This is a genomic window from Bradyrhizobium sp., from assembly GCF_049691595.1.
GTDB lineage: Bacteria > Pseudomonadota > Alphaproteobacteria > Rhizobiales > Xanthobacteraceae > Bradyrhizobium.
Genome location: NZ_JBAVNZ010000223.1, coordinates 1 through 8,600 on the forward strand (window position 1 = coordinate 1; position 8,600 = coordinate 8,600).

The 8,600-nt window shown below is 65.3% G+C and carries 6 protein-coding genes and 1 pseudogene; 2 read left to right on the forward strand and 5 right to left on the reverse strand.

Annotated features, from left to right (window positions below):
- Positions 1 to 120 precede the first annotated feature (120 nt).
- From WCE35_RS09970 to WCE35_RS09980, 3 genes are all read right to left on the reverse strand, one after another.
- Entirely contained in the window at positions 121 to 342 is a 222-nt protein-coding gene (locus WCE35_RS09970; RefSeq protein ID WP_424593174.1) for a type II toxin-antitoxin system HicA family toxin, read from the reverse strand.
- Positions 343 to 415: 73 nt separating this feature from the next.
- A complete protein-coding gene (locus WCE35_RS09975) occupies positions 416 to 3,064 on the reverse strand; it encodes an ATP-dependent helicase (protein WP_424593175.1) in 2,649 nt (882 codons plus the stop codon).
- Positions 3,065 to 3,191: 127 nt separating this feature from the next.
- Positions 3,192 to 3,677 carry a thioesterase family protein gene (locus tag WCE35_RS09980; RefSeq protein WP_424593179.1) on the reverse strand — a complete coding sequence of 162 codons (486 nt, stop codon included), beginning with the start codon at positions 3,675 to 3,677 and terminating at the stop codon, positions 3,192 to 3,194.
- 111 nt (positions 3,678 to 3,788) lie between these two features.
- Between WCE35_RS09980 and WCE35_RS09985 the strand changes: the two genes are divergently transcribed.
- A complete protein-coding gene (locus tag WCE35_RS09985; RefSeq protein ID WP_424593176.1) occupies positions 3,789 to 5,207 on the forward strand; it encodes an FAD-binding oxidoreductase in 1,419 nt (472 codons plus the stop codon).
- Positions 5,208 to 5,290: 83 nt separating this feature from the next.
- Positions 5,291 to 6,397: a mandelate racemase/muconate lactonizing enzyme family protein gene (locus WCE35_RS09990; protein WP_424593177.1), complete on the forward strand. Its 1,107-nt coding sequence runs from the start codon at positions 5,291 to 5,293 to the stop codon at positions 6,395 to 6,397.
- A gap of 11 nt (positions 6,398 to 6,408) precedes the next feature.
- Here the strand turns inward: WCE35_RS09990 and WCE35_RS09995 are convergent, their stop codons facing one another.
- Positions 6,409 to 8,136, reverse strand: coding sequence for a SulP family inorganic anion transporter (locus WCE35_RS09995; protein WP_424593178.1), 1,728 nt, complete (start codon positions 8,134 to 8,136; stop codon positions 6,409 to 6,411).
- A gap of 107 nt (positions 8,137 to 8,243) precedes the next feature.
- Positions 8,244 to 8,600: pseudogene (locus WCE35_RS10000) on the reverse strand (hypothetical protein); the annotation flags it as partial.

The following is an 8,600-nucleotide window of genomic DNA, read 5'->3' on the forward strand; positions in this document are numbered from 1 at the left end:
GGTTAGGTCCAGACGCAACCTCGCGAACTCGCGGCGCGATGCGCCCGGGTCGTGCATGAATTTCATTCGCCCTTTAAAGCAGAGGGCCAGACGCCCACGGCGCGGCCCGGTCCGGCATCCTCAATGATGGCAATGTAGTGAGCCATGGCTGATCTCAATCAGGCTTCCACCCAGCGCCCTTATAAATGGCACGGACAAGACCAAGTCCTTCTTTGGGTGCGGAACTACCAACGTTTCGCCTGAAACCGGGGCTTTGAAAACGTGGTGAGAGCCGGTGATGCGAACGAGCGTCCATCCCTCGCGCTCCAGGCGCTGGATGATGTCGCGACTGTTGGTCAACATGAACTCTCTCCTCGAATCATGTGACCAAGAGACTAAATCTCATCCGCCCGCGTTGGTCGTGCGGCCGGTCTGCCTACACCCGCTCCACAAAACTATCGACCACCTTTTTCTCCCCCGCCTTTTCGAACGCAATCGTGAGCTTGTTGCCGTCGACCTTCACCACATTGCCGTAGCCGAATTTCTGGTGGAACACGCGGTCGTCGAGCGCGAATTCGGAAACGGTGCCGGTGGATTTTGCCACCAGCTCGCCCTCGATCACCAGCGGGCCGCGCTTGTGGCGCGAGAAGCCGCCGCCCATACCGCCGCGCTCGCCTGAAGTATCGCTGCGCGAACTCGAAAACGGCGACTGGCTTTCGTTGAAGCCGCCGCCGGCCTGACCGCCGCCGCTTTTCTGGCCGCGGGCGCGGTTGGCCTGGGCGCGCTGCCAGCCCGGCGTGGTGTAGCTGGAGCCGAAGGACTCTACGTTGTCGAAGCGCGAGGGGCCGTAGCCGCCGCTGCCGCCCCAGCCCGAGCCGCCCTTTGACTCCGTGATCTCGACATTTGGCGCCGGCAGTTCGTCGAGAAAGCGCGAGGGGATCGTGGTCGACCAGGTGCCGTGAATGCGGCGGTTGGTGGCAAAGTATAATTTCGCGCGGCGGCGGGCCCGCGTCAGCCCGACATGGGCGAGGCGACGTTCTTCCTCCAGGCCGGCGCGGCCTTGTTCGTCGAGCGTGCGCTGGCTCGGGAACAGGCCTTCCTCCCAGCCGGGCAGGAACACATTGTCGAATTCCAGCCCCTTGGCGGAATGCAGCGTCATCAGCGACACCGCCTCGTCCGCGGCGCCGCCGTCGCGGTCCATCACCAGCGAGATGTGCTCGAGGAAACCTTGCAGGTTCTCGAACTCCTCCATCGAGCGCACCAGTTCTTTCAGGTTTTCCAGCCGCCCGGCGGCGTCGGCGGAACGGTCTTTCTGCCACATCTCGGTATAGCCGCTTTCGTCGAGCACGATCTCGGCGAGTTCGGTATGCGATGTCACCTCGCGCTGCGCGCGCCAGCGCTCGAAATGCAGGATCAAATCGCGCAAGCTCCCGCGTGCCTTTGGCTTCAGCTCGTCGGTCTCGACCACGGCGCGGGCGGCCTCGAACAGCGGAATGCGCCGCTTGCGGGCGTGGTCGTGCAGCATCTGCACGGTGGCGTCGCCGAGTCCGCGTTTGGGCACGTTGACGATGCGCTCGAAGGCGAGATCGTCGGCGGGCGAATTGATTACGCGTAAGTAAGCCAGCGCGTCGCGGATTTCCGCGCGCTCGTAGAACCTGGGGCCGCCGATCACGCGGTAGGGCAGGCCGAGGGTGACAAAACGATCTTCGAACTCGCGCATCTGGAACGAGGCCCGCACCAGGATCGCGACCTCGTTGAGGTTTTCGCCGGCGCGCTGCAGCTCCTCGATCTCCTCGCCGATGGCGCGGGCTTCCTCTTCCGAATCCCAGGAGCCGGTGACGGTGACCTTTTCGCCGTCGACATCCTCGGTGCGCAGCGTCTTGCCGAGCCGGCCCTCATTATGCGCGATCAGATGCGAGGCGGCGGCGAGGATGTGGCCGGTGGAGCGGTAGTTGCGCTCGAGGCGTATGACCTTGGCGCCGGGAAAATCGTGCTCGAAGCGCAGGATGTTGTCGACCTCGGCGCCGCGCCAGCCATAGATCGACTGGTCGTCGTCGCCGACGCAGCAGATGTTTTTGGGGGCTGTCATGGCGGCCGCCTGAGCAACGATATTTCCGTCGTCATTCCGGGGCGTACCGGCAGGTGCGAACCCGGAATCTCGAAATGAGTCCACTTTATCTCGAGATTCCGGGTTTGGGCCTTCGGCCCGCCCCGGAATGATGGAAGAGGAGTGCCCCGGAATGACCGCGGAAAGCGGCACGCCCGGCTTGCCCGGCGCCTGCGACAATAACCTTAGCCACAAATACTGCGCGACGTTGGTGTCCTGATATTCGTCGACCAGAATGAATTTGAAGCGGCCCTGATATTGCCGGAGCACGTCGGGGTTTTCGCGGAACAGCCGGATGTTTTCCAAGAGCAGATCGCCGAAATCGGCGGCGTTGAGGATTTTCAAGCGCTCCTGGTAGCTCGCATAGAGCTTGCCGCCCTTGCCATTGCCGAACACCGCGGCTTCGCCCGGCGGCACCTGCGACGGCGTCAGCCCGCGATTCTTCCAGCCGTCGATCAGGCCGGCCAGCATCCGCGCCGGCCAGCGCTTGTCGTCGATGTTCTCGGCCTGCAGAAGCTGCTTCAGCAGCCGGACCTGATCGTCGACGTCGAGCACGGTGAAATTGGACTTGAGCTGCACCAGCTCGGCGTGGAAGCGCAGGATGCGGCCACCGATCGAGTGGAAGGTGCCGAGCCACGGCATGCCCTCGACCGCCTGGCCGAGCATCTGGCCGAGCCGCAATTTCATCTCCCGCGCCGCCTTGTTGGTGAAGGTCACCGACAGGATCTCGTGCGGCCGTGCCCGGCCCTGGCTCAGGATATGGGCGATGCGCGTCGTCAGCACCCGCGTCTTGCCGGTGCCGGCGCCGGCCAGCACCAGCACGGGACCCTCCAGCGTTTCCACCGCCTCGCGCTGCTCGGGATTGAGGCCGGCAAGATATTGCGGGACCGCCGAGGCGCGGGCGCGCGCGGCGATGCCGCCGGCCGCGGGCTGGTGGTCGGGGACGCCGTGATGGGGCAGCTTGCTCGGCTCGGTCATGCGAATCGTCTCGTCCCACGATGGCACCGTGGGGCGGTGAAGGGGAGCCTTCATAACAGGGATTGAGGGCCATATAGGGCCTGATCGGCCGTTTTGACAGGTTTATCCGGCGGCGGTCGCGGCCATTTTACTTCGACGGCATCGCAATCCTGCGGCCGACGCCCTCGGGACGGGGGACGGCCGCGTGCGCATCCTCGACCGCCGCGATGCGGGCGCGGATGTCGGGCGGAAACGGCGCGGTCTTTCGCGCATTCATGTCGATATGGATGGTCATGTTCTCCGAGGTGGCCGAGAGCCAGCCTTCCTTGGCGTGGCGCAGCTCCTCGAACGTATGCAGGCGCTTTGCGTCGACGCCGAGCAGAAACACCGAAACCTGCACGGGATCGCCGAGATGAATCTCGCGCAAGTAGCGCACATGGCATTCGGCGGTGAAGGTCGAGCCGTGCCGCTCCTTCATGTAGGTGGGACCGATGCCGAGCTGCAGCCACAGCTCGTCGATGGCGCGGTCGAACATCACGTTGTAATAGGCCATGTTGAGGTGGCCGTTATAGTCGATCCATTGCGGCTCGATCCGCATCACCGACGACAGAAACGGCGCGGTCGGGGGTGGCATATCCCTGGCGGCTGGTGCGGTCGTCATCGTTCGTCCCTGTTCGTTCGATCTGATATCTTGACCCCTTATATATCCTTTGCCACGGTCGTCTAAAGCCGGGAGGAATTTTGCGTGGCAACGACGATATCAGGCAATTTGAAACGTCCGGAGCCGCCGGCGCTGGCGGCGACCGTCGAGGCGCTGGCGGCGCGGTTCGGCAACCGGCTGATCACCTCGCAGGCGGTGCGCGACCAGCACGCCCATACCACCACCTGGCTGGCGCCACAGCCGCCGGACGCAGTCGTGATGGCGCAGGAAACCGCCGACATCCAGGACGTGGTGCGGATTTGCGCCAGACACGGCGTGCCCGTGATCGCCTTCGGCACCGGCACCTCGCTGGAAGGGCAGGTCAACGCGCCCGCCGGCGGCGTCTGCATCGATTTGCGCGACATGAACAAGGTGCTGGAAGTCCACGCCGAGGATCTCGACTGCGTGATCGAGCCGGGCGTCACCCGCAAGGCGCTGAACGAGTATCTGCGCGACCAGGGCGTGTTCTTTCCGATTGATCCCGGCGCCGACGCCTCGCTCGGCGGCATGGCGTCGACGCGGGCCTCCGGCACCAATGCGGTGCGTTACGGCACCATGCGCGACAACGTGCTGGCGCTGAAGGTGGTGCGCGGCGACGGCGAGATCATCACCACGGGCACACGGGCGAAGAAATCCTCCGCCGGCTATGACCTGACCCATCTGTTCGTCGGCGCCGAGGGCACGCTCGGCATCATCTGCGAACTCACGATCAAGCTGCGCGGCATTCCCGAAACCATCGCCGCGGCGGCCTGCTCGTTCGAGACCGTGCGCGGCGCCTGCCAGGCGACCATTCTCGCCATTCAGACCGGCATTGCGGTGGCGCGCATCGAGCTGCTCAACGCCGAGCAGGTCAGGGCCTGCAATTCCTATTCGAAATTGTCGCTGCCGGAGACGCCATTGCTGCTGCTGGAATTCCACGGCAGCGAAACCGAGGTCGCCGAGCAATCGAGGAATTTTGGCGAGATCGCCAGGGAATGCGGCGGCGGCGATTTCACCTGGACCACCAGGCCGGAGGACCGCACCAAGCTCTGGCAGGCGCGGCACGACGCCTACTGGGCGGTGAAGGCGTTGCGTCCGGGCGCCGGCGTGGTGGCGACCGACGTCTGCGTGCCGATCTCGCGGCTGGCCGATTGCGTGACGGAAACCGAAGCCGACCTGAAACGGCTCAATCTCCAGTCGCCGATCGTCGGCCATGTCGGCGACGGCAATTTCCATTGTTCGCTGGTCTGCGACGTCGACAACCCAAAGGAGATGGCGCGCGGCGAGGAATTCATGCATCGCCTGGTCCAGCGCGCGCAGGCGATGGGCGGCACCTGCACCGGCGAGCACGGCATCGGGCAGGGCAAGCAGAAATACCTCAAGGCCGAGCTCGGCTCCGAGGCGATCGACGCCATGCGCGCGCTGAAGCGGGCGCTCGATCCGCAAAATATCTTCAATCCCGGAAAGATCGTGCCGGCGGCCTGACTGCGAACCTGAAGCCGCCGCACGCAGAGTTGATCTGTGCTACCCGCATCATCCTGCGCGACCTGGAAAAGAGGGCTGGCGTCATGCTGATCACCAACGTCCGGGCACACCATGTCCGCATCCCCTACGACGCCGGCGTCGGCAGCTTCAGGCAGGGCGCCTCGGCGATCGCGGCCCTTGATATCGTGATGGTCGAGGTGTCGACCGACGCGGGATTGACCGGCTGGGGCGAGGCGTTCGCTTACGTTTGCCCGCGCACGACGGCGACCGCGATCGACGAGATGATTGCGCCGCAGGCCCGAGGCCTCGAAGTCCCGGACGCCGAGGATATCCCCGCCCTGATGGATCGCATCCAGCGCAACCTGCATCTGTTCGGTCGTTACGGAATTACGATGTTTGCGATCTCCGGCCTCGACATCGCGCTATGGGATCTCGCCGGCAAGGTGAAGGCGCTGCCGCTGCACCGCCTGATCGGCGCGCGCAGGCGGGCGCGGATCCCCGCCTATGCGAGCCTGCTGCGGATCGGGGCGCCCGACCAGGTGGCGGGCGAATGCGCAACAGCGCTGCGGCGTGGCTATACCGCGATCAAGCTGCACGAGACGACGACGCCCGCGGTATTCGCGGCGCGAGAGGCGATCGGCGCGGGCATGCCGCTCATGGTCGACATGAATTGCCCGCTGGATGGCGCCGGGGCGACTGCGTTCGCCCAGGCTTGCCGACCGGCCGCCCTCAAATTCCTGGAAGAGCCGGTCTGGCCGCCGGAGGATTTTGCGACGCTGGCGGAAGTGCGGACCAAGGGCGGGCTCGATATCGCCGCCGGGGAGAATGCCTGCACGGTTCATCAGTTCCGCCAGATGATGAACGCGGGGGCCGTGAACTATGCCCAGCCTTCGGTCACCAAGGTCGGCGGCGTCACGGAATATTTGAAGGTCGCCGCATTGGCCGACGAAATGGACATCAAGCTGGCGCCGCACTCGCCGTATTTCGGGCCGGGCTTGCTGGCGACGCTGCAACTGATGTCCTTGCGCGATGACCGCACGTTCGTCGAAGTGTTCTACATGAACCGTGCCGCGTGCCTCTGGCGCGGTTCTGTCGATACCGGTCCGGATGGCACCGTCGCGGTGCCTGACGGGCCCGGGCTCGGCTACGAGCCTGACAAGGAAATCATGGAGCGGTATCGCGTTTCATGACGGGCTCTGCCTCACGCCGGCTTTGTCGTCGCCGCGCCGGGTGAGTCGGTCGTTTTGCCCAACGCGCGGACAGCTTCGTCGACGCTGAGGAAGATGTGGGCTTTCGGCAGGACCTCGTGAATCCCAAGTCGCTCGAACGCCTGCTGCGCCCGCGTCGATTCCAGCCGCGCCATCGCGACCGTGACGCCGTCAGCGCGACATTCCCGGACCAGATCGATCAGGACCTGCGCGGCAGTGAAGTCGATCTCCAGGATGCCGCTGGCTTCGAGGACGAGCAGCCGCGGCTTTGGCGTCGATGTCCTGATGACGTCAAGCACATCGGCGCGGAAATTCGAGGCGTTGAGAAACGAGAGCGGGGCCTGCAGGCCGACGACGGCGATGTTTGGATCGCGTTCGCCCGGCATGTGCGGACCGGCCGGCCACCAGATGGTGGTATCGGGCACGTGTTCGAAGGCGACGAGCCGTGCGCGCGTCGTGCTCCAGATGCCGTGCAGCAGCGACAGCGCGATGCCGACCGCGACGCCCTGTTCGATCGGCAGCAATATGATCGCGGCTGCCGTCGCGACGATCAGGAAAAACTCGCCGACCGACTGGCGATAGATGGTCGCGATCTGCCTGACGCGAATGATCCGCAGCGCCACGAACAAAAGCACGCCGCCGAGCGCCGCCTCGGGAACGTGGCGCAGCAGCGTGGCGCCGAATGCCAGCAATGCCAGCACGATCGATGCGGCGAACAGCCCGGACAGCTGCGTGCGCCCGCCGGTCTCGGACACGATGCCGGTCCGGGGCGGACTGGCGTTCACCGGGAACGCGCCGATCAGGCCGGCCAGAATGCTGCCGGCGCCGGCGCCGAGAAAATCGCGGTCGACGTCGGCGGGCTGGTCGGGATCGGAAGGAAACGACCGCGTCGTCGCCGCGGTCTGCACCATGATCACGATGGCGATCAGCAAGCTCAGGGGGAGCAGGCGCGCCCATCGCTCCAGGGAGATGTCCGGAATTGACGGCGTCGGCAATGTTGCCGGCACGGTTCCGACCACACCCACGCCCTTGCTCTCCAGCCCGGCCCAGATCACGGCCGCGGTGGCCGCGACCAGTCCGATCAGCGCACCGGGAATTTTGGCGCTGACGGCCTCCGATCCCGCGACCGCGGCCAGCACGCCGAGTCCGATGCAAAGCGTAAAGACGTTGGCTTCGTTAAGATGCTGCGCGAGCACGCTGATGCGTTGCAGCATCGGTCCGCCCGGCGACGGCAGGCCGAGGACAACCGGCATTTGCGAGACCAGAATATGCACGGAAATGCCGGCCAGAAAGCCGACCGTCACCGGTGTCGACAACAAATTGGCGATCCAGCCGAGGCGAAACCAATTGCCCACGGCCAGGATTGCGCCGACCATCAGCGCCAGCGCGGCCGCCAGCGCCTGATAGTCGGGCGAGCCTGCCGCCGCCATCAGCACCAGGCCGCCGGCGAAGATCGGTGTGATGGTGGAGTCGGCGCCGCACGACAGCAAGCGATTGCTGCCCAGCATCGCAAAGCCCAGCGATCCCGCGACGAAGGCGAAAAAGCCGATCTGCGGCGAGAAGCCGCCGAGGCGGGCGGTGGCCATCTGTTCGGGGATGGCGATCGCGGCGAGCGTCAGGCCCGCGATCAGATCCGCCGGCACATCGCGCGGCCGGAAAGACGCCAGCGAGCGGAACATCCGCCAGGGAGTATTGGCATTCTCGGAGGTGTTCTCGGCCATCAATCCCGGACTTTCTTCGCAGAAGCAGAAGCCTCCAGGAAATCTTCGGCTATCGCGCGGCCAAAAGCCAGCCGGTGCCGTCGCGCTCACGCATCAGCGGCTTCGCGCTATTTCGACCGCGCCTCGGTGATCGATTTACGGATCGCCGCGAGCGGCGCGGCATCGTCAAACTCAAGGCTCTCGCCTTGCGTCTTCAATCCGAGATCGCGCCAGAGGCCTGCGAGATCGGGCGTCACGGGCTTCGGTCCCATGTCGTTGTGCAGGCGCGTCAGGACATCCGCGCCGACGGCCTTGTCGGCGGTCGACAGAATGCGCGCGAGCGACCAGTCCTGCTCGTGATTGCCGCCGGCTTCGATCACGCCGCGCATCGCGTCCTGCAAGCCGAGGCGATTGCCGGTGCGCTTGCGGATTTCGATATCGGCGAGCAGGCAGAATATCGCGCCGCCCCAATATTTCCGGCCCCA